Genomic DNA, 21702 nt, shown 5'->3' with positions numbered 1-21702 from the left:
GGCCAAGCCTTGACGACAGGCCCTAGGCGGAGCCGGCTCCGGTGGGAACCGTCCCCGGGGCCGGATCGGTCCTCGACGGCAGGTGGTTGAAGAGCAGGTTCAGCACGATCGCGGTCAGGCAGCCCGCGCTGATGCCGCTGTTCATCACCGTCTGGAACCAGTCCGGGAACTTCGCGTAGACCGTCGGCACGCCCACCGGCAGTACACCGACCGCCACCGAGACGGCCACCACCGTCAGGTTGTTGTTGCCCCTGAAGTCGACGGCCGCCAGGGTGCGCAGACCGCTCGCCGCGACCGTGCCGAACATCACCAGCCCCGCGCCGCCCAGTACCGGAGCCGGAATCGCTGCGACCACCGCACCCAGCTTGGGCAGCAGACCGAGCAGCACCAGGATGCCGCCGGCCGTCGCGACCACCCACCGGCTGCGCACCCGGGTCATGCCGACCAGGCCCACGTTCTGCGCGTAGGCCGTGTACGGGAAGGTGTTGAAGACACCGCCGAGGACGGTCGAGAGGCCGTCGGCGCGCAGCCCGTCGGCGAGGGAGCGCGGCTCGACCTCGCGGCCGGTCAGTTCGCCGACCGCGAGCAGGTCACCGGTCGTCTCGGTCATCGTGACCAGGGCCACCACCAGCATCGAGACGATCGCCGACGCCTTGAACGTCGGCGCCCCGAAGTGGAACGGCGTGCTGATGCCCAGCCAGTCGGCGTCCCCGACCCCGCCGAAGTCGGTGAACCCGAAGGGCACCGCCACCGCGAGGCCCACCGCGATCCCGATCAGGACCGCGATCCGGGCGAGCTGGGCCGGCGCGAACCGCTGCACGCCGATCACCACCGCGAGCACGAAGGCCGCGAGCGCCAGGTTCTTCGGCTCCCCGAAGTCCTTCGCGCCCGCGCCGCCCGCCGCCCAGTTGCCTGCCACCGGCAGCAGCGAGACCCCGATGATCAGGATCACCGTGCCGGTGACCAGAGGCGGGAAGAAGCGCAGCAGCCGGCCGAAGACGGGCGCGAGCAGCATGATCGCCAGGCCCGCCACGATCACCGAGCCGTAGATCGCGGGGAGTCCGCCGCCCGTCGTACCGATGAGGACCATCGGCGAGACCGCGGCGAACGTGCAGCCCTGCATGATCGGCAGGCGGACGCCGAAGCGCCAGAAGCCGACGCACTGGATGAGGGTGGCGATGCCGCACACCAGCAGGTCAGCGGTGATCAGATACGCCAGGTCGGCGGGCGACAGCTTCATCGCGCCGCCCACGATCAGCGGCACGGCGACCGCGCCCGCGTACATCGCGAGCACATGCTGAAGGCCGAACGTGGTCAACTGCCGTACGGGTGGGACCTCGTCGACGGGATGGACGGAGGCACTGGTGGGGGCCACGGGGACTCCAGGGCGGGACGACATCCGGACAGCACGAGACGGTAAGCGGCTTGAACAGTTTGTTGATTTCCGACTCGTTGCCGATACGTGTCATGCCCACCTGATCGCGTGCGACTCCGCTACGACCCCGAGCGCGCCGCCGCCAGCAGGGAGTTCCAGTCGGCCAGCTTGACCACGCTCCGGCCGAGCCGGGCGCCGAGCGCCGCCTCGGCCCGCTCGATCGCCTGCCATCCCGTCCACTCGACCGGCTCGACGCCCGCCGAACGCAGCGCGGCGACCGGGTCCTCGGGCACCTCCTTGCGCAGCAGTGCGGGCGCGTCCGCCAGGAGGGAGGCCACCGTCTCCTTGGCGTCGGGCCGGTTGGTGCCGATGACGCCGGTCGGTCCCCGCTTGATCCAGCCGGCCACGTAGTCGCCGGGTGCGCCGAAGCAGCTGTGCAGGACCCGGCCCGCCTCGTGGGGTACGGTGCCGCTCTCCTCGTCGAACGGGAGTCCGTCCAGCGGCACTCCGCGGTAGCCGACGGACCGCAGTACCAGCTGCGCCTCGACCGTCTCGTACCGCCCGGTGCCGCGCACCCCGCCGTGCCCGTCCGGCGCGGTGCGCTCGAAGAGCACCGCGCCGACCCGTCCGCCCTCGGCGAGCAGTTCGACCGGGCGCAGGAAGAAGCGCAGCCGGATGCTGCGCTCCGCTCCCCGGCCGCCGGCGTCGTCCCAGCCGCGCAGCACCTCCACGTTGCGACGCTGGGCGGCGGGCAGCGCTGACGGGTCGGCGCAGGCCGGGTCGAGCGCCAACTCGGCCGGTTCCACCCGGACTTCGGTCGCCGGCAGCCCGGCCAGCTCGCGCAGCTCCTTGGTGGTGAACCGGGCCTGTGAGGGACCCCGCCTGCCCACCACGTGGACCTCTCTTATCCGGCTCGCCGCCAGCGCGCTCAGCGCCTGCTGCGGCATGTCGGTGGGGCTCAGCTCCGCCGCACCCCGGGCCAGCATCCGCGCCACGTCCACCGCGACGTTGCCGACCCCGATGACCACTGCCGAGCGGGCGTCGCGCACGAACCCGGCGTCGACCGCGTCGGGATGCGCGCTGTACCAGGACACGAACTCGGTGGCCGACCAGCTGCCCGGCAGCTCCTCGCCGGGAATCCCGAGCCGCCGGTCGGTGGCGGCGCCCACGCAGTACACCACCGCGTGGTACAGCTCCCGCAGCCGCTGCACCGGCACCCCGCCCGTGCCCCCGACCCTGACCCCGCCGAGGAACCGCACCCGCTCGTGCTCAAGGACGGTGCGCAGGTTTCCCTGTAGTGACTTGATCTTCTCGTGGTCGGGAGCGACGCCGTAGCGCACCAGCCCGTACGGGCACGGCAACCGGTCCAGGACGTCCACGAGGACCGTGGGGTCGAGCTGGACGAGGTTCTGGGCGGTGTAGCACCCGCTCGGCCCGGAGCCGACGACGGCGACACGCAACACGGGGGAACTCCTTGCCCGAGGGGCTGGTGGCTCCAGCATCCCACCGGCCCGGCCGCCTCGACAGGGCCGCTGGGGTGACGCGGACGTGCGCCCCTGGCTGCGCGGTGTGATCATAGAGTCACGCCATGTGTGTGTCAGAAGCGTCCCTCCGGCTCGCGCGCGGGCGCGTGACGCGGGCGTCCTGACGGCGGCGCGGATCGCGTCACGCCCCCGTCGGCTGACCGGTCAGGACTCCGGCACGGATCCGGGCTCGGTCCGGTCCCCGGTCGCGAAGAACCGGGACAGGTCCTGCCGCTCGGTCGCCGGCGCGGACTCCGGGGGAGTGCCCAGCTCCCAGTCGAGCCCGTAGCGCTCGAACAGCTCCGCCCGCAGCGCGGGGATCGGCATCGGCACCCCGGGCACCAGCGCCGCGTACACCGCCCCCATCAGCATGGCGCGCAGCATGGGGTAGTCCGCCTCGACCTGGTGCGAGCCGTACCGGGCGACGGTCTCGCCCAGCAGCTCCGCCAGCCGGCGCTGCTCGGGGCACTGCACGAAGCCCTCGGCCTGGAGCAGCCCCGCCATGTGCTGGCGCATCAGCACCGGCCGGTCGTGCGCGAGCCCCAGGATCGCGTCGATGGCCCGGGCCAGCCGCTCCCGCCCGTCCTCGGTGCGCGGCTCGTGCTCCAGCGCCTCCTCCAGCGTGCGGTGCATCAGCCGGTGCACGGCGGACTGGACCAGCTGGCGCTTGCCGGGGAAGTAGTACGACACCAGTCCGCGCGCCGACCCCGCCCGGTCCGCGATGGCGCCCAGCGTCGTCGCCTCGAAGCCGTGCTCGTCGACCAGCTCCACCGCGGCCTGCAGCAGTCGCTCGCGCGAACGCCTGCGCAATTCTTCATTGACCGAGGGGCTGCGCGGGGACATGCTGGAACTCCTGCGTTGACTGGCTGCCAGCCAACTATAATCGACGCGGTCGGCACCGCCCTGCGCGGGGCCGGTTCAGGGCTGCCGTCCGTCCGGGGCGACACGGGGGAGCGTCTCGGGCGGACGGCGCGGCAGGTCAGGCCTGGGTGGGCGTGGCCGGTCGGCGCGCCACGCCCACCAGGTCCAGAACCGTCAGCAGCGCGTCCGGCCGTTCGGCCGCCGGCAGGTGGTCCACGAAGTGCACCCGGCAGCCGAGCGCCGCCGCCCCGCCGTCGGCGGGCCTGCTGTCCCCGACCATCAGCGTCTGCGCCGGCGCGGCCCCGAGAGCCTCCAGGGCGACCGTGAAGAGCCGCGGATCCGGCTTCTGGACACCGTGTTCGTACGACAGGACGTAGGCGTCCACGTACGCGTCGAGTCCGTGCTCGCGGAAGACCGGGCGCAGATCCCAGCCGATGTTGCTGACCACACCGACCCCGATCCCCTGCTCGCGCAGCGCGCGCAGCACCCGGGCGGCGTCCGGGTACGGCGTCCAGGCCCGCGGGTCCATGTGCCGCTCGTACAGCGCGTCGTGCAGGGCGGGGTCCGGCAGCGCCACCCGCCGGGACAGGCCGGTGTACGCGGCCCGGTGCAGCTCCGCGCTCTCGTCGCGCACCGCCCACACGTCGGACAACTCCTCGGGCAGCGTGGCCGGGAAGGCCCCGCCGGGCTGTGCCCCGGCCGCCTCCAGCGCCTGCGCTTTCCGTGTCAACTCGGCTTCGGTGACCGGTACTTCGGCTTCGGCGAGCACCGCCCGCAGCCAGGATTCGGCGGACTCGATGCGAAAGAGGGTCCCGGAGAAGTCGAAGAGCACGGCAGTCATGTGCCGGACTCTACCGACGGCCGGGTGTGCCCGTGGACTACGGGTGAGGGTGTCCCCGGCCGTCGGGCTGCCACTCGTACGCCAGCACCGCCAGCGCCACCACCAGGGCCCCGAGCAGCCAGCCGCCGAACACGTCCGAGGGCCAGTGGACGCCGAGCCACACCCGGGTCAGGCCCACGCCCACGACCGAGACCCCGGCCGCGGCCAGGGCCGTACGCCATATCGCGCGGCGGGTGCCGCAGCGGTGCAGCAGCCACAGCAGCAGGCCGCAGACGACCGTGGCCGTCATGGTGTGCCCGGACGGGAAGGCGGCGTAGTGGGCGGAGTCGACCGGGTCGGGCCACACCGGGCGCGGGCGGCCGACGGCGGTCTTGAGGGACTGCTGGGCGAGCGTCCCGAGCGCGCAGGTCAGGGCCAGCCACAGGGCGGTCCGCCACGCCGAGTGCCGCCACACCAGCCACACCGCGACCGCCGCGCACAGCAGGCGCATGGTCAGCGGGTCCCAGACCCAGTCCGTCAGGACGCGCAGCACCTGTGTGGTGCCGTGGTCCGCCACGGCCCAGCGGTGGGTGGCGTCGGCGATGTCCTCGTCCACCGCGACCAGGGGAGGCCACTCGCCGGCGACGAGGGCGAGCAGCAGCGCCGAGGAGAGGGCGAGAACGGCGGTCGCGAGAAGGGGAGCGGAACGGTCACTGGGCGGGGGACGCATGGCGTGATCTTTGCCGAATCATTGCCCGCGGAGCAATTCCTCCGCCGGGTGCGGCCTCACCCGAGGGCTCGCAGGCTGGGTACCAGCGCCACCAGCACCGGGAGCACCGGGACCAGGGCGGCCGTCGCGGTCAGCCGCAGCCGGTGCCGGGCCGGGAGGCGGTCCGGGGCGGTGAGCAGCCGGTGGACCCGCTGCGGGACGTGGGCGTGCGGGGTCGGTCCGGGGCCGAACACCCCCCGGTCCTCGTTGAGTTCGACCAGGGCGAGCGCGGTGGTGAGGCGGCCGTGGCGCCGGGAGGCCACGTCGTCGGCGGCCAGTTCGACCAGCCGGTGCATCTCGTCGCGGAACGCGGCGAACACCGGGATCTGCGGGAACCCGCCTGCCAGCGCGCCCGAGCAGTGCAGCAGCCAGTCGTGGCGGGCCTGTGCGTGACCCTGCTCGTGAGCCAGGACCGCGTCCAGCTGACGACCTTTCAGGCGGCGCAACGCGGCCGTGGTGACGACGAGTTGGGGCGCCGCTCCGGGCAGCCACCAGGCATCCGGGCGGTCCCCCTCAAGGACGACGAGCCGGCCGTCGGCCGGTTCCTCGCCGGGCAACAGCGGTGCGCGGACGAGGAGTTCGGCCCGTTCGCGGCTGTGCCTGGACCTGGCCCGCGCGATCTCCCGCACCAGCATCGCCCCGCTCCACAGCCCGGCGCAGGCCAGGACCACCGCGGTCACGGCCGCCCACGGGCCCGTCGTACCGAGCGCGTAGGCGTCCACCACCCCGCTCGGGGCGGTCGCGAAAACGTGCCCCCGCACCGCCTGCCAGGCGGCCGCCGCGCTCAGCGTCATCGACAGCGCGCAGCACAGCAGGACGGCCGCCACCACGCACTGCCACACCCACAGCGCGACCACCGGTTCCCGGTCCGCCCAGTCGGCCCGGGCGAGCAACCGGGGGCCGGCCACGGCGGTCAGGGCGCCTAGCAGCAACAGTGCCACGGGGACCATCATGGCCAGCACCCTATGAGCGGGGAACCGCCCACGGGTACAGCCCGTTGCGCCAAAGTGACGCAGGCAACGTCTGCGGCGCGAGTGCTGTCACCTGCTCACAGCGCCAGCAGCATCGCCACCATGCCGATCCCCATCGACAGCCGGCACGCCCGCGCCAGTTCGGGCCGGTCGCCCCACCGGAGCGCGCCCGTTCCGGCGGTCACCGCGACCGGGACCAGCCGTGCGCCGGACAGCAGCACATAGCCGGTGAAGTAGAGCAGCAACGGCCCCGTCACCAGCGGGACTCCGGCGCCGCCGTGGTGGTGGGCGCCGGGGGCGGCCGCCATCGCCACCGCCATGTAGACCATCGCCGCCGCCCCCACCAGATGGTGCAGATGACGCGGACTGCTGCGGGCGCTCCACAGCGCGTGCAACGCGGCCGCGCCGAACACCGCAGCGTACAGCGGCCACGCCCACCCCGGCGGCGTGAACACCGACGCGGGCACCGCCATGACGGCCATGCCGAACCCCATCAGCGCCTCGCCTCCCGCGGCGCGCCGCTGCTCCTCGACCCTGCTGCGCATCCGCAGCAGGCAGTAGGCCCCGGTCGCCGCGCACAGCGCGACCAGCAGCCAGCCGGGCGAAGCCGGTCCGTGCACGGCGCACCTCCCCGCTCGACGTCGTGTCGAGGGATGCGATGCCCCGGCCGTACGGCGCGCACGCGAGCGCAAGGACGTACACGGGGAGCATTCGCCGGAGCACAGCATGTGACCAGGGCTGTTCGAGAGTGCTTTACGAGTAAAACACATGCTAAATTGATGAGTGTGAGCACCACGACCCCCACGACCGCCCGCCGCCTGCCCCTCGCCGGTGTGCTGCGCCTCGGCCGGCCCTCCGACATCTGGTTCAAGCCCGCCTGCAGCGTGGTCGCCGCGGTCGCCCCGCCCAGCCTGGCCCTGCTGGCCCTCGGCCGCCTCGACCTGGCGATGTACACGATGGCCGGATCGCTGTGCGCCCTCTACGGCCACAACCGCCCCTACCCCGCCCGCGCCCGCACCCTGGCCCGGGTGGTCCTCGGCATGGTCGGCGGCCTGGCCCTCGCCCTGACCGCCGCCTCGCTCACCGCGAACGCGGCCGTCCTGGTCACCGTCGGCGCGCTCATGGCCGCCGTGCAGAAGGTCCTCTGCGACGCCACCCGCGTCGGCCCGCCCGGCAACGTGGTCCTCACCTTCATCAGCTCCGCCTCCCTGTTCGCCCCGCAGACCCTCGGCCAGGTCCCCGGCCATGTCGGCCTCGCCCTGGCGGCGGGCGCCTGGGCCTGGCTGGTCGGCATGGCCCCCGGGCTGCTGCGCCCGCACGGCCCCGAACGCCGGGCCACCGCCCACGCCCTGCGCGCCACCGCCGCCTACGCCGACACCCGCGGCACCGGCGTCGGCCACGACCGGGCCCGCGCCGCGGCGGCCGCCGCCGTACAGGCCGCCTGGCAGTCCCTGCTCGCCACCGGCGCCCGCACCGACCGCACCCGGCGCGCCCTCGAACACCTCGTCGTCCGCGCCGAGGTCGCCCTCGCCGCCCCCGCCGACGCCGACCCGCGGCTGCTCCGCGGCTGGGCCCGTGGCCTGCGCGGCACCGGACGCGTCCCGCGGGTCGCCGGAGCCGACGACGACCTGCTCGGCGTCGACGCCGAACGCGCCGTACCGCAGCGCCCGTTGTGGCACCGCCTCGGCCCGCTCACCCCCCTCGCCGCCCGCACCGCGCTCGGCTGCGCCCTCGCCGGCTACACCTCCCTCGCCCTCGGCGTCGGCCGCCCCTACTGGGCGCTGGTCACCGCGGCCTCCCTCTACCAGGCCAACGTCACCCTCACCTGGAACCGGGGCGTCCAGCGCGTCGTCGGCAACCTCCTCGGCGTCCTCGTCTTCGCCGCCGTCGTCCCCCTCGCCCGTCTCCACCCCGCGGCCCTGGTGCTGTGCTGCCTCGCCTTCAACTTCGGCGCCGAGGCGCTGATCGGCCGCAACTACTGGCTCGGCAGCGTCTGCGTCACCCCGATGGCCCTGCTCGTCACCGAGTTCGCCCGCACCCAGGACGCCGGGCAGCTGATCACCGAGCGGGTCGTGGACACCCTGGTCGGCGCGCTCGTCGGTTTCGCCACCGCCGTCGTCGTCACCAACCGCCGGGCTGGTGACCGCATCGAGCACGCCCTGGCCGCAGTCGAGCGGGCCCGCGAACAGGCCGCCCGGCTGCTCGCCGGGCCGCAGCCGGCCCCGCGCGCCCTGGAGACCGCCCGGCGCACCCTCGCCGCCGCCCTGGCCGAGCTGCGCGCCACGGTCGACGCCGCGTCCGGCGAGTGGTGGCAACGCGCGCTGCCCCAGGAGCGGGTCGTGCTCGCCGAGCAGTCCGGACACCGTACGCTCGCCGCGACGGTACGACGCCAGGGAGCGCACTCCTGGGGCGGCGCGAGGACAACGGAGGACGTACGGCCATGACGGCGACCAGCGGACGACCGGCGGCCGCGAGCGACGCGGGAAGGGGCGCGGGCGGAGGCATGGACGACGAGGGCGCGGACAGGGGGGCCGGCATGGACGACACGGTCGCGGCCGTCGTCCGGCAGTGGCGCAGTGTCCACCCCGCGCTGGACACCGGGCCCATGGAGGTCATCGGCCGGATCAACCGCTGCGCCGCCCTCCTCCAGCAGGCCGAGGACGCCCCGCTGCGCCGGGCCGGCCTCAGCCGCCCCGAGTTCGACCTGCTCGGCGCGCTCCGCCGCACCGGCCACGAGCTGACCCCGAGCGAGCTCGCCAAGGAGACCTTCTCCTCCGGCGCCGCCGTCACCAAGCGCCTCAAGCAGCTCACCGAGCGCGGCCTGGTCGAGCGGCGCGGCGACGCCCGTGACCGCAGGGTCGCCCACCTGCGCCTCACCGACGCGGGCCGCGACCTCGTCGACGGCATCCTGCCCGAGCAACTCGCCTACGAGACGGCCGTGCTGTCCGTCCTCGCCCCGGAGGGCCAGGGCGAACTGGCGGGACTTCTTGCGGAGTTGCTGGGCCGTCTGGAGGGGAGGATGGGGGCGCTGCGGGCCTGACCGGCAGCTCGGCCCTCTTCGGCCGGCCCTCGCGGGTCCGGCGAGGTCCGCCGCGGTTCGGCAGCGCCCCGAAGGGGCGCGGGGAAACTGCGCGACCAGCCACGACGGCGCCGCGGACGATCGACGACATGCCGCGGCACTTCCGGTCGGTACGTGCACCATGCGACCGGAGCGTCATGGCCTGCCGCCCCGTGAGCCGGGCGGCGCGAGGTGCCGGAAGCGGGGCCGGGCGGCGGGGATAAGCTCGTGCCCGGCTGAGCCGCGCTTGAGATCGGAGAACCCGCCCATGGAGAACGCCGCCGGACTGACCTTCCGTGACGCCACCGACGCCGATGTGGACGTCCTGGTCGCGTTGATCGAGTCGGCCTACCGGGGCGACGACAGCCGGGTCGGCTGGACCACGGAGGCGGACATCCTGGAGGGGCAGCGCACCGACTCCGAGGGCGTCCTCCAAGTGATCAAGGCGCCGGACGGCAAGCTGCTCACCGTCGAGCAGGCTGGCCGGGTCGTCGCCTGCTGCCAGCTCGAGCACCGGGGTAACCACGCCTACTTCGGCATGTTCGCGGTGAGCCCCGGCCTCCAGGGCGCCGGGCTCGGCAAGGCCGTCATCGCCGAGGCGGAGCGCCAGGCGCGTGAGGACTGGGGCGTCACGGAGATGCGCATGACGGTGATCTCGGTGCGCGAAGACCTGATCGCCTGGTACGAGCGGCGCGGCTACCGCCGTACGGGAGAGATGTCGCCGTTCCCGTACGGCGAGGAGCGCTTCGGCGTTCCGCGGCGGCCGGACCTGCAGTTCGAGCTGCTGGTCAAGCCGCTGGTGTGAGGCGCGGGCCGGGGGTCACGCGGTGAAGCGGGCGGTGCGTTTGATCTCCGGGTAGTCGGTCGTCGCGCCGTCCAGTTGCAGCGCGCGCACCAGCCGCAGATGGTCCTGGGTGTTCACCACCCAGCCGATCACCCGCAGATCCGCCTTGCGGGCGTGCTCGACGACCTCCAGGGTCAGCCGCCGGATGTTCAGGCAGAGGGTCGCCGCACCCGCCTCCCGGGCCCGCTCCACCACGTCCGTGCCATAGCGGGACGCGATCAGCGCGGTGCGCACCCCCGGCACCAGCCGGCCGATCTCGGCGACCGCCTCGTCGTGGAACGAGGACACCTCCACCCGGGACACCAGGTCACGCCGCTGCATGACCTCGGCCAGCGCCCGGGCCGCGGCCACGTCCTTGATCTCGACCTGCAAGGGCGAGCGCACCGCGTCCAGGACCTCCTCGAGCACCGGCACCCGCTCGCCCCGGCCCGCGTCCAGCGCGCGCAGCTCCTCCAGGGTCTTCTCGGCGATCGGGCCGGTGCCGTCGGTCGTGCGGTCCACCTCCGCGTCGTGCATGACGACCAGGGCGCCGTCCTTGCTGAGATGAAGATCGAGTTCGATCAGGTCGAGGCCGGCCTGCTGGGCGGCCACGAAGGAACGGAGGGTGTTCTCGGGCTCGACGCCCATGACTCCGCGGTGACCGATGGTAAGGAAGTTCAAGATTCAACTCGCTTCCGTCGACGGCGGCGGTGGGGGCAGGCGCGCGAACCGTACGACGGACGTCGCTGTCCACGCGGCTGGGCGCAGCCTAACGGCCGCCCGTCGCGATGAACCCGTACGTACACGGGGGGATTGGCGCGCGGGGCGCGCGGCATCTGGTCCGTACCCCGGTCGGCGGTCACCCGGGGGTGGGCGCGTCCCGCCGCGCATTGACCGGCCGGATCCGTGCGGTCCCGCCGAGCTGACGCTTCGTCACCGGCTGTGGTGAATGTGAGCGCCTTCACGGTTTAAGACAGGAAAAAGCGCGGTGAAGACGCGATGCCACAGGATAATTTCCCGAGGGCCCCCTTGCTGGGAGAAACCTCGTATGCATACGGTGTCCTTACGGAAGTTTCTCCCGCGGAGGGTGGGTCATGACGGAAATTCTTGTGCAGGTGGGTTCGGAGGAGCAGGTTCCTCCCGTGACCAGGGTGGTCGAACACCCGGCGTGGCCCGTGCTCAAGGATGCCGTGGAGCGGATCCGGCCATGGCAGGCCAAGGACGGATCCATCGACTTCGAGGCCGAGGGCGCGCCCGCGCGGTACGACGTCGAGGCGGCCGTACGGCGTGTCGTCGAGGCCGTGGAGGAGCTGTCCCCGCTTCTCCCGCACGACGCCGACTACCACCGCGCGCTGGTGACGGACCTGCGGCACTGGGCAGCCGGCGGCTTCCAGGTGCCGGACTTCCTCGACTCGCTGCTCGCCTTCCAGCCCGCCGCGGGCCGCGCGGACGGCCTCCAGCACCTGGTCGTCTTCCCGATGTACACGCAGAACGGCAACCCGGACCGCAACCTGGAGGCGGTCGTGCTGCGCATGGTCTGGCCGGAGTGGCTGGCCGAGCTGGAGCGCACCCGGTACGACAACCCGCTGTTCTGCGGCATCACCTTCGAGGACTTCACGGCCGGCTACGACACCAACTCGGCCGTCCTCTTTCCCGAGACCATCGCCGTACGCGAAGCGCCGGAACGATTCTCCTGGGGCGGTATCTTCTGCGACCGCGAGGCCGCCCGCTTCCGCCGGGTCACCGACGCGGCCGTCGACATCCTGGGCCTCGAACTCCCCGAGGACATCGCCGCGATGGTCCACGACCAGAAGCGCTGCGAGGAGGCCTTCGTGCTGTGGGACATGGTCCACGACCGCACCCACAGCCACGGCGACCTGCCCTTCGACCCCTTCATGATCAAGCAGCGCCAGCCGTTCTGGATGTACGGCCTGGAGGAGCTGCGCTGTGACCTCACCGCCTTCAAGGAGGCCGTGAAGCTCGCGGCCGACGGCGTCCCGCAGGCCCGTGACGTGCAGTACGCGGTGCTCTTCGACCGCATGTTCCGGTTCCCGGTCACCGGCGACCGCGTCCGCAACTACGACGGGCTCGGCGGCCAGCTGCTCTTCGCCTACCTGCACAAGCACGACGTGGTCCGCTGGACCGACAACAAGCTCGCCATCGACTGGGAGCGTGCCCCGCAGGTCACCAACCAGCTGTGCGCCGAGATCGAGAAGCTCTACAAGGACGGCATCGACCGGCCGAAGCTCGTCCACTGGTTCGCCGGGTACGAACTGGTCGCCGCCTACCTCGCCCCGCACCCGGGCTCCAAGTGGGCCAAGGGCCCGGACGCCCTGGACCTGACCCTGCCGCCGCGCAAGCTCGTGGACGACGTGCTTCCCGACGAGTTTCCGCTGAGCATGTTCTACGAGGCGCTGTCCAGGAAACTGAAGAACGTGATCGCCGAGACCAAGGGCATCACGGCGGACAGCGCCGAGCCGGTCGCCGCGTGAGCGGCCGGCCGCGGAACACTGCTCAAGAGGGGAAGCACATGGCGGGCAACGGGTCTCTCAGTGGTGCGGTGATCGCGGTGGCCGGTGCGGGCGGACCCGCCGGCCACGCGACGCTGGTCAGGCTGGCGGAGGCGGGCGCGACCCTGGTCGGGGCCGACAACAATCCCGAACGCCTGGCGGAGGCCGTGGACGCCGCCCGGTACGCGGGCGGCGGCGCCGTGGTCACCGGTGAGACGGTCGACCTGCTCAACCTGGACTCGACCAGGGCGTGGGCCGACCGCATCGAGAAGGACCACGGCCGGGTCGACGGCCTGGTCCACCTGGTCGGCGGCTGGCGCGGCAGCGCCACCTTCGCCGAGACCGACCTCGCCGACTGGGACCTGCTGGAGAAGCTGCTGATCCGCACCGTCCAGCACACCTCCCTGGCCTTCTACGACGCCCTGCAACGCAGCGAGCGCGGCCGGTACCTGCTGATCAGCGCCGCCGGCGCGTCGAAGCCCACCGCCGGCAACGCCGCCTACTCCGCCGCCAAGGCGGCCGCCGAGGCCTGGACGCTCGCCATGGCCGACGGCTTCCGCAAGGCCGGGGGCGAGGCGGGCCCCACCTCCGCGGCTGCCATCCTGGTGGTGAAGGCGTTGGTGCACGACGCGATGCGCGCCGAGCGGCCCAACGCGAAGTTCGCGGGCTTCACGGACGTCAAGGACCTGGCCGAGGCCGTCGAGGGCGTCTGGAGCAAGTCCGCCGCCGAAGTGAACGGAAACCGTCTGTGGCTGACCGAGAAGCCGTGAACCCTCCCAGGACCGACGCGCGTCGCCATCACGACCCGCAGGTCCGCGGTTTCGCCAGTGACAACTACGCCGGAGCCCACCCCGAGGTGCTGGCCGCCCTGGCCCTCGCCAACGGCGGCCATCAGGTGGCGTACGGCGAGGACGCGTACACGGAGAACCTCCAGCGGATCGTCCGCAGCCACTTCGGGGCCACCGCCGAGGCCTTCCCGGTCTTCAACGGCACCGGCGCGAACGTCGTCGCGCTCCAGGCGGTCACCGACCGCTGGGGCGCGGTGATCTGCGCCGAGAGCGCGCACATCAACGTCGACGAGGGCGGCGCCCCCGAGCGCATGGGCGGCCTCAAGCTGCTCACCGTCCCCACCCCCGACGGCAAGCTCACCCCGGAGCTCATCGACCGGCAGGCGTACGGCTGGGAGGACGAGCACCGTGCGATGCCGCAGGTGGTCTCGATCACCCAGAGCACCGAGCTGGGCACCCTCTACACGCCGGACGAGATCCGGGCGATCTGCGAGCACGCCCACGCGCACGGCATGAAGGTGCACCTGGACGGCTCCCGGATAGCCAACGCGGCGGCCTCCCTGGACGTCCCGATGCGCACGTTCACCAACGCCGTCGGCGTCGACATCCTCTCCCTGGGCGGCACCAAGAACGGCGCGGTGTTCGGCGAGGCGGTGGTGGTGATCAACCAGGACGCCGTCAGCCACATGAAGCACCTGCGCAAGCTGTCCATGCAGCTGGCCTCCAAGATGCGCTTCGTGTCGGTACAGCTGGAGGCCCTGCTCGCCAAGGACCTGTGGCTGCGCAACGCCCGGCACGCCAACGAGATGGCCCAGCGGCTCGCCGAGGGCGTCCGGGCCGTGCACGGCGTGGAGATCCTCCACCCGGTGCAGGCCAACGGCGTCTTCGCGCGGCTTCCGCACGACGTGAGCCTGCGCTTGCAGAAGCGCTTCCGGTTCTACTTCTGGGACGAGGCGGCCGGGGACGTGCGCTGGATGTGCGCCTTCGACACCACCGAGGAGGACGTGGACGCGTTCGTGGCGGCGCTCAAGGAGGAGATGGCGCGCTAGTCCCACCGCCGCACTGGATGCATAGATATGCGGTCACCCGAAAAATCATTGACGCTCGGGTGATCGCTTTCCTATGCTCTGCGGGCATGGAGCTGATCCAGAACACCGCCGACCTGTCCGCGTACCTGGCCGCTGACGAGGTCATAGACCATCACCATCCCCGGGTTAGGGAGACAGCCGCGCGGCTGGCGGCGGGAGCCGAGGACTCGTATGACTATGCGCGCGCGGCGTACGAATTCGTGCGGGACGCCATCCCCCACTCCCAGGACTCCGGCGACCTGCGTGTGACCTGGCGGGCCTCGGACGTGCTGGAGAAGCGCACCGGCATCTGCCACGCCAAGGCCCACGCCCTGGCCGCCCTGCTGCGTGCCGAGGACATCCCCACCGCCCTGTGTTATCAGCGCCTGACGGCCGACGACGGCGCCGGTCACGTCGTGCACGGCCTGATCGCCGTCCGCTTCCACGGCGCCTGGCACCGCCAGGACCCACGCGGCAACAAGCCGGGCGTCGACGCCCGGTTCTCCCTCGACGGCGAACGGCTGGCCTGGATCCCCGACCCCGAGTCCAATGAGATGGACTATCCAGTCCTGTACGCTGAACCTCACCCGGTCGTGCTCGGCGCGCTCACAGCGGCGCCCGACCGCCCGTACCTGTGGAAGACGCTCCCCACCGCACTCTGAGGCAAGACAGATGACTCTCACGCTCACCGTGTCCGACGAGGTGCGCGCCCTCGCGCCCGGCTTCACGCACCTTGTGATCGAGGCCCACGACCTGGTCAACGGGCCCAGCACGGAGGCGAGTTCAGGGCTCCTCGACGACGCGGCCCGCCGTCTGACCGTACGCCTCGACGGGCGCGCCCCGCACGAGGATCCGCACATGGCCGCCTGGCGGGCGGCCTACACGGCCTTCGGCTCCAAGCCGTCGCGCACCCGCAACTCGGCCGAGGCGCTGGCCAGACGGGCCCTCGCGGACGGCGGCCTGCCCCGCATCAACCTGCTCGTGGACCTCTACAACGCGATCAGCGTCGCCCACCTGATCCCGGTCGGCGGCGAGGACCTCGGCCTCGTCCGGGGCGGGATGCGGCTGGTGCGCGCCACGGGGGAGGAGGACTTCGTGACCGTGGCCGGGGGCGAGGAGGCGGTCGAGCACCCCGACGCCGGCGAGGTCGTGTGGTGCGACGCCGCCGGAGTCACCTGCCGCCGCTGGAACTGGCGCCAGGGCCCCCGCACCCGCCTCACCGAGCGGACGACCTCGGCCGTCTTCCTGCTGGAGAGCCTCGCCCCGATGCCGGTGGCGGAGCTGGCCTCGGCGGGTGCCGAACTCGCGGAACTGCTGGAGAAGTTCAGCCCGGGTGCCCGCATCGAGGTGCGCGCGCCCGAATCGGCGGGCTGAGGCTCAGATCGCCTCGGCGGCCTTCAGCTGATCCAGCGTGGGGGCCGTGCCGCCCAGGTGTGCCGGGAGCCACCAGGTGTCGGTGGCGTCCTTCGGGCGGCCCGGGTAGGCGCGCTGGGCGGCCTCCAGCAGCTCCTGGACGCGCCCGCGCAGCCGGCGGGTGATGGCGCCCGCGTACTGTTCCCGGGGAGCGTCGACCGGCTCGCCGACCCGGATGGTGATGGGCAGGTGGTTGCGCTTGAAGTTGCGCGGCTGGCCCTTGGTCCAGATGCGCTGGGTGCCCCACAGAGCCATCGGGACGAGCGGAACGCCGGCCTCCTGGGCCAGGCGCGCGGCGCCCGACTTGAAGCTCTTGAGCGTGAACGACTGGGAGATCGTGGCCTCCGGGAAGACGCCCACGATCTCACCGGACTTCAGCGAGGCCAGCGCGTGCTGGTAGGCGGCCTCGCCCTGCGTGCGGTCCACCGGGATGTGCTTCATCCCGCGCATCAGCGGGCCGGAGATCCGGTGCCGGAACACCGACTCCTTCGCCATGAACCGCACGAGGCGCTTCTGCGGAAGCGCCGCCAGGCCGTCGAAGACGAAGTCCAGGTAGCTGACGTGATTGCTCACCAGCACGGCGCCGCCCGAGCGCGGGATGTTCTCCGAACCCTGGCAGTCGATCTTGAGGTCCCAGACCTTGAACAGTGTCTTGGCGAAACCGATGACGGGACGGTAGACCAACTCGGCCATGGGGGGGACGGGCCCTTTCTGCTCTGCCTGGGAAAAGGGCTCCCAGCGGGAAAGTTACGGAGCCGTAGGTTTACGGCGTCTCGCAGATGGTGCCCGAAGAACGGACGGGGAGCCAGCCCTGGTGCCCGGGAGCGGCGAGATCCTCGTCACGTTGGTCCCTTGATCCACCTCGTGGTTTTAATGCTTCTTTACTCCGGGTGCGCCGTCAACCGCCGCACGAGCAGGAACATCTCGCAGCCCAGGCAGTACCCGAATGCCGCATTGAGGAAGGCCGCGGCGAGCGCGATCCCGGTCGCCGCCAGGCCCAACCACGCCGGGCCCAGCGCGAATCCGACCAGACCGAGCCCCGCGAAGACCAGTCCCACCGCCTGTGCGAACCGCGGGGGCTCCGGCGGCTCGAACTCGGTCGGGGGGCCGAGGCGCGGTCGTAGGGCCGTCCGGAACACCCAGCCGTACGGCGAACGGGCCATGCCCCCCGCGGCGCCCAGCGCGAACGCCGCCGTCTGCCAGGCGAGGATCCAGGGGCTGCGGGTGATGAGTGCGGCGGCCAGTACGACCGTCGTCACGGCCGCCGCGAACCGCGGCCCACGTGCGTCGATGTCCATGAACCAAGGATTCCGCCCCGTACGCCGATTGGGGAGCCGGGAATCTTTGCAATCTTGTGAACGCTTGTTCCTGAGGCGGGCCGTCTCGTGGATCCTTGTCCGGTGATGACCGGACTGGTGGTGTGCGTGGCGGTGCTCGCGGCGGCGAGTGTCCACGGAGTGCTGCACAAGCGGCGGAGCGGGAGGGTACGGGTGCGCGGGCGGGACGACGGCAAGCGGCTCGGAGCGGCCGAACTCGGCGGCGACCTGGGCGAACGGGCCACGCTGGTGCAGTTCTCCAGCGCCTTCTGCGCCCCCTGCCGGGCCACCCGGCGGGTGCTGGGCGAGGTCGCCGGGATGGTCCCCGGGGTCACCCACGTCGAGATCGACGCCGAGGCCCGCCTGGACCTCGTACGCGACCTGGAGATCCTGAAGACCCCGACCGTGCTGGTGCTCGACGCGGACGGCCGGGTGGTGCGCCGGGCCAGCGGACAGCCCCGCAAGGCGGACGTCATCGCGGCGCTGGGAGAGGCCGTCTGACGGACGTGCCGATGACGGTGAGGCACCTCCCATATGCCGGAACGTACTTGACTGGGCGCACCACCTATCGTCAGTCTGACCGTATGCCTCAGGATCTCCTTCTCTTCGGGCGGGTCCATGTGGACCTGGCCCGCACCGCGAGCGTGCGCTGTCCGGGTTGTTGAGCCGCTCCGGACCCGAAGACCGCCCCCCGCAGAAGGACAACTCCATGACGGCCACGCCCGACCTCGGCGCCCCTCAGCTCGCCTCTCCCGATCTGCTCCGCTCCGCCTTCCGGCGGCACGCGGCCGGTGTGGCGGTGATCACCGCGCGCGGCGCCGACGGTCCGGTCGGCTTCACCGCCACCTCCCTCACCTCCGTCTCCGCCGAGCCCCCGATGCTCTCCTTCGGTGTCGGCGCGGGCGCTTCCAGCTGGCCCGCGATATCCACCGCCGAGCATGTCGGCGTCCACATCCTCGGCGAGCACCAGGCGGAGCTCGCGGCCACCTTCGCGCGCAGCGGTGCCGACCGGTTCGGGGCGCCCACCGACTGGCGCGACGGCCATGCGGGTGTCCCGGTCATCGACGGCGTGCTGGTGTGGCTGGTGTGCCGGATCGTCGCCCGCGTGCCGGCCGGTGACCACCGCATCGTGCTGGCCGAGGTGCTCGTCGGCGATCCCTCCGGCGCCGGCCGGCCGCTCCTGTACCACCAGGGGGGCTTCAACGGCCTGCGCGACTGATCACAGGCCCCCCGTTCCGCGGATCACACGTCGCTCGCTCTGCGAACGCGTCGAGTTCCGGTTACGCTGCGTTGCGAAGGTCACAGTTCAAAGCGCTTGCTTAGCGGGCATGAACTGGCTGTACTGGTGAGTAATATTTCGTTCGGAGCGCGCGGCCGCCCCGACCGGGATGAGCCGCTTGAGGCGCCTATGCTGCCTTCAAGAGGCAGCCCAGAAGAGACGATGCAGTAGGAGAGCCGGCGTGAGCCTGAGGATCGTTGTCACTGTGAAGTACGTGCCCGACGCCACTGGCGACCGGCACTTCGCCGATGACCTGACCGTCGACCGTGACGACGTGGACGGTCTGCTCTCCGAGCTGGACGAGTACGCGGTCGAGCAGGCGCTGCAGATCGCGGAGAACTCCGACGACGACGTCGAGGTCACCGTTTTGACGGTGGGTCCGGAGGACGCGAAGGACGCGCTGCGCAAGGCGCTGTCGATGGGCGCGGACAAGGCGATCCATGTCGAGGACGACGACCTGCACGGCTCCGACGCGATCGGCACCTCGCTGGTGCTGGCCAAGGCGATCGAGAAGGCCGGCTTCGACCTGGTGGTCTCCGGTATGGCCTCCACCGACGGCACCATGGGCGTGCTGCCGGCCCTGCTGGCCGAGCGGCTGGGCGTCCCGCAGGTCACCCTGCTCTCCGAGGTCTCGGTCGAGGACGGCACGGTCAGGGGCCGCCGCGACGGCGACGCGGCCAGCGAGCAGCTGGAGGCCTCCCTGCCGGCCGTGGTGTCGGTGACCGACCAGTCGGGTGAGGCGCGTTACCCGTCCTTCAAGGGCATCATGGCCGCCAAGAAGAAGCCGGTTGAGTCCTGGGACCTGTCCGACCTGGACATCGAGGCCGAGGAGGTCGGCCTGGAGGGTGCCTGGACCAAGGTCGAGGACGCCACCGCGCGTCCGGCCCGTACGGCGGGCACGATCGTCAAGGACGAGGGCGAGGGCGGCAAGCAGCTCGCCGAGTTCCTCGCGGGCCAGAAGTTCATCTGAGCCCAGCACTCGCTGACCGCCCCTCAACTTCGTTTCGCAGGAGAGCAATCCCATGGCTGAAGTCCTCGTCTACGTCGACCACGTGGACGGTGCCGTCCGCAAGCCCACCCTGGAGCTGCTGACGCTGGCCCGCCGCGTCGGCGAGCCCGTCGCCGTCGCGCTCGGCGCGGGTGCCGCCGACACCGCCGCCGCACTCGCCGAGCACGGCGCCGTCAAGGTCCTCACGCACGACGCCTCGGAGTACGCCGACTACCTGGTCGTCCCGAAGGTGGACGCGCTGCAGGCCGCCGTCGCGCAGGTGTCCCCGGCCGCCGTGCTGGTCCCCTCCTCCGCCGAGGGCAAGGAGATCGCCGCCCGCCTCGCGCTGCGCATCGGTTCCGGCATCATCACCGACGCCGTCGACCTGGAGGCCGGCGACGAGGGCCCGGTGGCCACCCAGTCGGTGTTCGCCGCCTCGTTCACCACCAAGTCCCGCATCTCCAAGGGCACCCCGGTCATCACGGTCAAGCCCAACAGCGCCGCCGTGGAGGCCGCCCCGGCCGCCGGCGCGGTCGAGGCCCTCGCGGTGACCTTCTCCGACCAGGCGACCGGCACCAAGGTCACCGGCCGCACCGCCCGCGAGTCCACGGGCCGTCCGGAGCTGACCGAGGCCGCGATCGTGGTCTCCGGCGGCCGTGGGGTCAACGGCGCCGAGAACTTCGCGATCATCGAGGCCCTCGCCGACTCCCTCGGCGCGGCCGTCGGCGCCTCGCGTGCCGCCGTCGACGCCGGCTGGTACCCGCACACCAACCAGGTCGGCCAGACCGGCAAGAGCGTCTCCCCGCAGCTGTACATCGCCAACGGCATCTCCGGCGCCATCCAGCACCGCGCCGGCATGCAGACCTCGAAGACCATCGTGGCCGTCAACAAGGACGCCGAGGCCCCGATCTTCGAACTGGTCGACTTCGGCGTCGTCGGCGACCTCTTCGACGTCGTCCCGCAGCTGACCGAGGAGGTCAAGGCCCGCAAGGGCTGACCGCCGCCAGGCTGTCCGAGGCCCCCGTGACCGGCACCGGTCACGGGGGCCTCGCCGTACGGCCGTCGGCCTGGTTCGCCGTGGGCTCGGCTCAGCGCAGGCTCAGGGAGACCTGCACGGGCAGGTGGTCGCTCGGGAACTGGCCGTGCATCGAGAAGGTGTCCATCGTCGCCCGGTGCGTGGTCACCCCCGGCGAGGTCAGGATCCAGTCGATACGGTCGCCGTCCGGCTTGAGCCGGTGGTAGCCGTGGAACGTCGCGTACTGGGGGCCGCGGTGCTCCGCCGCGTCCCAGGTGTCGACGAGTCCCGACCCCACCAGGGTGTCGTAGGCCGGGTTCTTGTGGGCGTAGGCGTTGAAGTCGCCGGTCACCACGACGGGCAGCCTCCGGTCGAACTCCGCGATCCGCTTCACCAGGAGCGTGGCGCTGCGCTCGCGGGCGTACTGGCTCTTCTGGTCGAAGTGGGTGTTGGCGACGTAGAACTCCCCTCCGCCTTCTGTGAGATCGCGGAAGCGGACCCAGGTGACGATACGGGGGAAGGCGGCGCCCCAGGTGTTGGAGCGGATGACCTCAGGGGTGTCGGAGAGCCAGAAGGTGTAGTGCTCCACGGGGGCCAGGCGCCGGGTGTCGTAGTAGACGGCGGTCGACTCGTCCCGGCTGCCGCCCTCGCGGCCGGTACCGATCCAGTCGTAGTGCGGTCCGAGGCCGGTTTCGATGTCGAGCAGTTGCTGGTAGAGACCCTCCTGGGTGCCGATGACGTGAGGGCGCGCGCGGCGCAGCAGTTCGCGCATCACCGGCCGGCGGTCGGCCCAGCTGTCGGGCTCGGCGCTGCTGGCGTACCGCAGGTTGAAGGTCATGACGTCGAGGCGGGGCGCCGGCCGGGACGGTGCCGCGAGGGTGGTCGGCCGACGGGTGCGCGGTGTTGCGGAGGAGGTGGAGATCGCGGCACTGGACAGGGGCACGGTGACCGCTGCGGCCAGTAGGACCTGCAGTCCCAGCCGGCGGGTGACTCGGCGCTGGTTCGGCACGGCGGCTCCTTCAGGGGCACAAGCCGGACGGGCGGGCGTTGAGCAGTGTGATACCCAGGCGTGTGATGAGCGTGAACATGCCCAGATGGGGGCGTGTCGCCTCGTGGACACGGTGTT

23 protein-coding genes are annotated in these 21702 nt (G+C 72.1%); 12 read left to right on the top strand and 11 right to left on the bottom strand.

The window, feature by feature from the left end; translation table 11 throughout:
• Positions 1–22 precede the first annotated feature (22 nt).
• The 7 genes from AB0P24_RS11565 to AB0P24_RS11535 all read right to left on the bottom strand — a co-directional run bounded on the left by AB0P24_RS11565 (position 23) and on the right by AB0P24_RS11535 (position 6939).
• Positions 23–1375, bottom strand: coding sequence for a nucleobase:cation symporter-2 family protein (locus AB0P24_RS11565; RefSeq protein WP_365792646.1), 1353 nt, complete (start codon positions 1373–1375; stop codon positions 23–25).
• Positions 1376–1494: 119 nt separating this feature from the next.
• A complete protein-coding gene (locus tag AB0P24_RS11560) occupies positions 1495–2838 on the bottom strand; it encodes an FAD-dependent oxidoreductase (protein WP_365792644.1) in 1344 nt (447 codons plus the stop codon).
• Positions 2839–3063: 225 nt separating this feature from the next.
• Positions 3064–3741 (bottom strand): helix-turn-helix domain-containing protein, encoded by a 678-nt coding sequence (locus AB0P24_RS11555; RefSeq protein WP_365792642.1) that lies wholly within the window; start codon positions 3739–3741, stop codon positions 3064–3066.
• Between the two features lie 136 nt (positions 3742–3877).
• On the bottom strand, positions 3878–4600 hold the full coding sequence (locus tag AB0P24_RS11550) for an HAD-IA family hydrolase (protein ID WP_365792640.1): 723 nt from the start codon (positions 4598–4600) through the stop codon (positions 3878–3880).
• A gap of 37 nt (positions 4601–4637) precedes the next feature.
• Positions 4638–5309, bottom strand: coding sequence for a phosphatase PAP2 family protein (locus tag AB0P24_RS11545; protein ID WP_365792638.1), 672 nt, complete (start codon positions 5307–5309; stop codon positions 4638–4640).
• Between the two features lie 56 nt (positions 5310–5365).
• A complete protein-coding gene (locus tag AB0P24_RS11540) occupies positions 5366–6301 on the bottom strand; it encodes a M56 family metallopeptidase (RefSeq protein ID WP_365792636.1) in 936 nt (311 codons plus the stop codon).
• A gap of 95 nt (positions 6302–6396) precedes the next feature.
• Positions 6397–6939 carry a DUF5134 domain-containing protein gene (locus tag AB0P24_RS11535; protein ID WP_365792634.1) on the bottom strand — a complete coding sequence of 181 codons (543 nt, stop codon included), beginning with the start codon at positions 6937–6939 and terminating at the stop codon, positions 6397–6399.
• A gap of 159 nt (positions 6940–7098) precedes the next feature.
• Here AB0P24_RS11535 and AB0P24_RS11530 point away from each other — a divergent pair, with 159 nt between their 5' ends.
• The 3 genes from AB0P24_RS11530 (at position 7099) to AB0P24_RS11520 (ending at position 10182) form a co-directional block, all read left to right on the top strand.
• Positions 7099–8763, top strand: a complete 1665-nt coding sequence (locus AB0P24_RS11530) for an FUSC family protein (protein ID WP_365792632.1) — start codon at positions 7099–7101, stop codon at positions 8761–8763.
• Positions 8760–9359: a MarR family transcriptional regulator gene (locus tag AB0P24_RS11525; protein WP_365792630.1), complete on the top strand. Its 600-nt coding sequence runs from the start codon at positions 8760–8762 to the stop codon at positions 9357–9359. Before AB0P24_RS11530 ends, AB0P24_RS11525 begins: the two co-directional genes overlap by 4 nt.
• Before the next feature lie 286 nt (positions 9360–9645).
• Positions 9646–10182, top strand: coding sequence for an N-acetyltransferase (locus AB0P24_RS11520; RefSeq protein WP_365792628.1), 537 nt, complete (start codon positions 9646–9648; stop codon positions 10180–10182).
• Between the two features lie 15 nt (positions 10183–10197).
• On the opposite strand, the gene AB0P24_RS11515 is transcribed toward AB0P24_RS11520, so the two are convergent.
• Positions 10198–10881, bottom strand: coding sequence for a glycerophosphodiester phosphodiesterase family protein (locus AB0P24_RS11515; RefSeq protein WP_365792626.1), 684 nt, complete (start codon positions 10879–10881; stop codon positions 10198–10200).
• Positions 10882–11294: 413 nt separating this feature from the next.
• On the opposite strand from AB0P24_RS11515, the gene AB0P24_RS11510 reads away from it, so the two are divergent.
• The 5 genes from AB0P24_RS11510 to AB0P24_RS11490 all read left to right on the top strand — a co-directional run bounded on the left by AB0P24_RS11510 (position 11295) and on the right by AB0P24_RS11490 (position 15939).
• Positions 11295–12692, top strand: a complete 1398-nt coding sequence (locus tag AB0P24_RS11510; protein WP_365792624.1) for a DUF6421 family protein — start codon at positions 11295–11297, stop codon at positions 12690–12692.
• A gap of 38 nt (positions 12693–12730) precedes the next feature.
• A complete protein-coding gene (locus AB0P24_RS11505) occupies positions 12731–13480 on the top strand; it encodes an SDR family oxidoreductase (protein WP_365792622.1) in 750 nt (249 codons plus the stop codon).
• A complete protein-coding gene (locus AB0P24_RS11500; RefSeq protein WP_365792620.1) occupies positions 13477–14547 on the top strand; it encodes a low specificity L-threonine aldolase in 1071 nt (356 codons plus the stop codon). Before AB0P24_RS11505 ends, AB0P24_RS11500 begins: the two co-directional genes overlap by 4 nt.
• An 86-nt stretch (positions 14548–14633) precedes the next feature.
• The gene (locus AB0P24_RS11495) at positions 14634–15227 is read left to right on the top strand and encodes a transglutaminase domain-containing protein (RefSeq protein WP_365792618.1); all 594 of its coding nucleotides are present in this window, start codon (positions 14634–14636) and stop codon (positions 15225–15227) included.
• Between the two features lie 10 nt (positions 15228–15237).
• Positions 15238–15939 (top strand): phenylalanine--tRNA ligase beta subunit-related protein, encoded by a 702-nt coding sequence (locus AB0P24_RS11490; RefSeq protein WP_365792616.1) that lies wholly within the window; start codon positions 15238–15240, stop codon positions 15937–15939.
• A gap of 3 nt (positions 15940–15942) precedes the next feature.
• Here the strand turns inward: AB0P24_RS11490 and AB0P24_RS11485 are convergent, their stop codons facing one another.
• Entirely contained in the window at positions 15943–16671 is a 729-nt protein-coding gene (locus AB0P24_RS11485; protein WP_365792614.1) for a lysophospholipid acyltransferase family protein, read from the bottom strand.
• Positions 16672–16859: 188 nt separating this feature from the next.
• A complete protein-coding gene (locus tag AB0P24_RS11480; protein ID WP_365792613.1) occupies positions 16860–17276 on the bottom strand; it encodes a DUF4395 domain-containing protein in 417 nt (138 codons plus the stop codon).
• A 105-nt stretch (positions 17277–17381) separates the two neighbouring features.
• Between AB0P24_RS11480 and AB0P24_RS11475 the strand changes: the two genes are divergently transcribed.
• The 4 genes from AB0P24_RS11475 to AB0P24_RS11460 all read left to right on the top strand — a co-directional run bounded on the left by AB0P24_RS11475 (position 17382) and on the right by AB0P24_RS11460 (position 20558).
• Positions 17382–17795: a thioredoxin family protein gene (locus AB0P24_RS11475; protein WP_365792817.1), complete on the top strand. Its 414-nt coding sequence runs from the start codon at positions 17382–17384 to the stop codon at positions 17793–17795.
• Between the two features lie 208 nt (positions 17796–18003).
• Complete coding sequence (locus tag AB0P24_RS11470) at positions 18004–18513, top strand: flavin reductase family protein (RefSeq protein ID WP_365792611.1); 510 nt, start codon at positions 18004–18006, stop codon at positions 18511–18513.
• 241 nt (positions 18514–18754) lie between these two features.
• Entirely contained in the window at positions 18755–19543 is a 789-nt protein-coding gene (locus tag AB0P24_RS11465) for an electron transfer flavoprotein subunit beta/FixA family protein (RefSeq protein WP_365792609.1), read from the top strand.
• 52 nt (positions 19544–19595) lie between these two features.
• Positions 19596–20558, top strand: a complete 963-nt coding sequence (locus AB0P24_RS11460; RefSeq protein ID WP_365792607.1) for an electron transfer flavoprotein subunit alpha/FixB family protein — start codon at positions 19596–19598, stop codon at positions 20556–20558.
• Positions 20559–20649: 91 nt separating this feature from the next.
• Here AB0P24_RS11460 and AB0P24_RS11455 read toward each other — a convergent pair whose 3' ends face one another.
• Positions 20650–21585 carry an endonuclease/exonuclease/phosphatase family protein gene (locus tag AB0P24_RS11455; protein ID WP_365792605.1) on the bottom strand — a complete coding sequence of 312 codons (936 nt, stop codon included), beginning with the start codon at positions 21583–21585 and terminating at the stop codon, positions 20650–20652.
• Positions 21586–21702 lie beyond the last annotated feature (117 nt).

The sequence above is a fragment of the Streptomyces sp. NPDC086519 genome (assembly GCF_040686075.1).
Lineage (GTDB): Bacteria > Actinomycetota > Actinomycetes > Streptomycetales > Streptomycetaceae > Streptomyces > Streptomyces shenzhenensis.
Note: the sequence above shows the minus strand (reverse complement) of the source record. Positions and strands in the feature narration are given on the sequence as shown.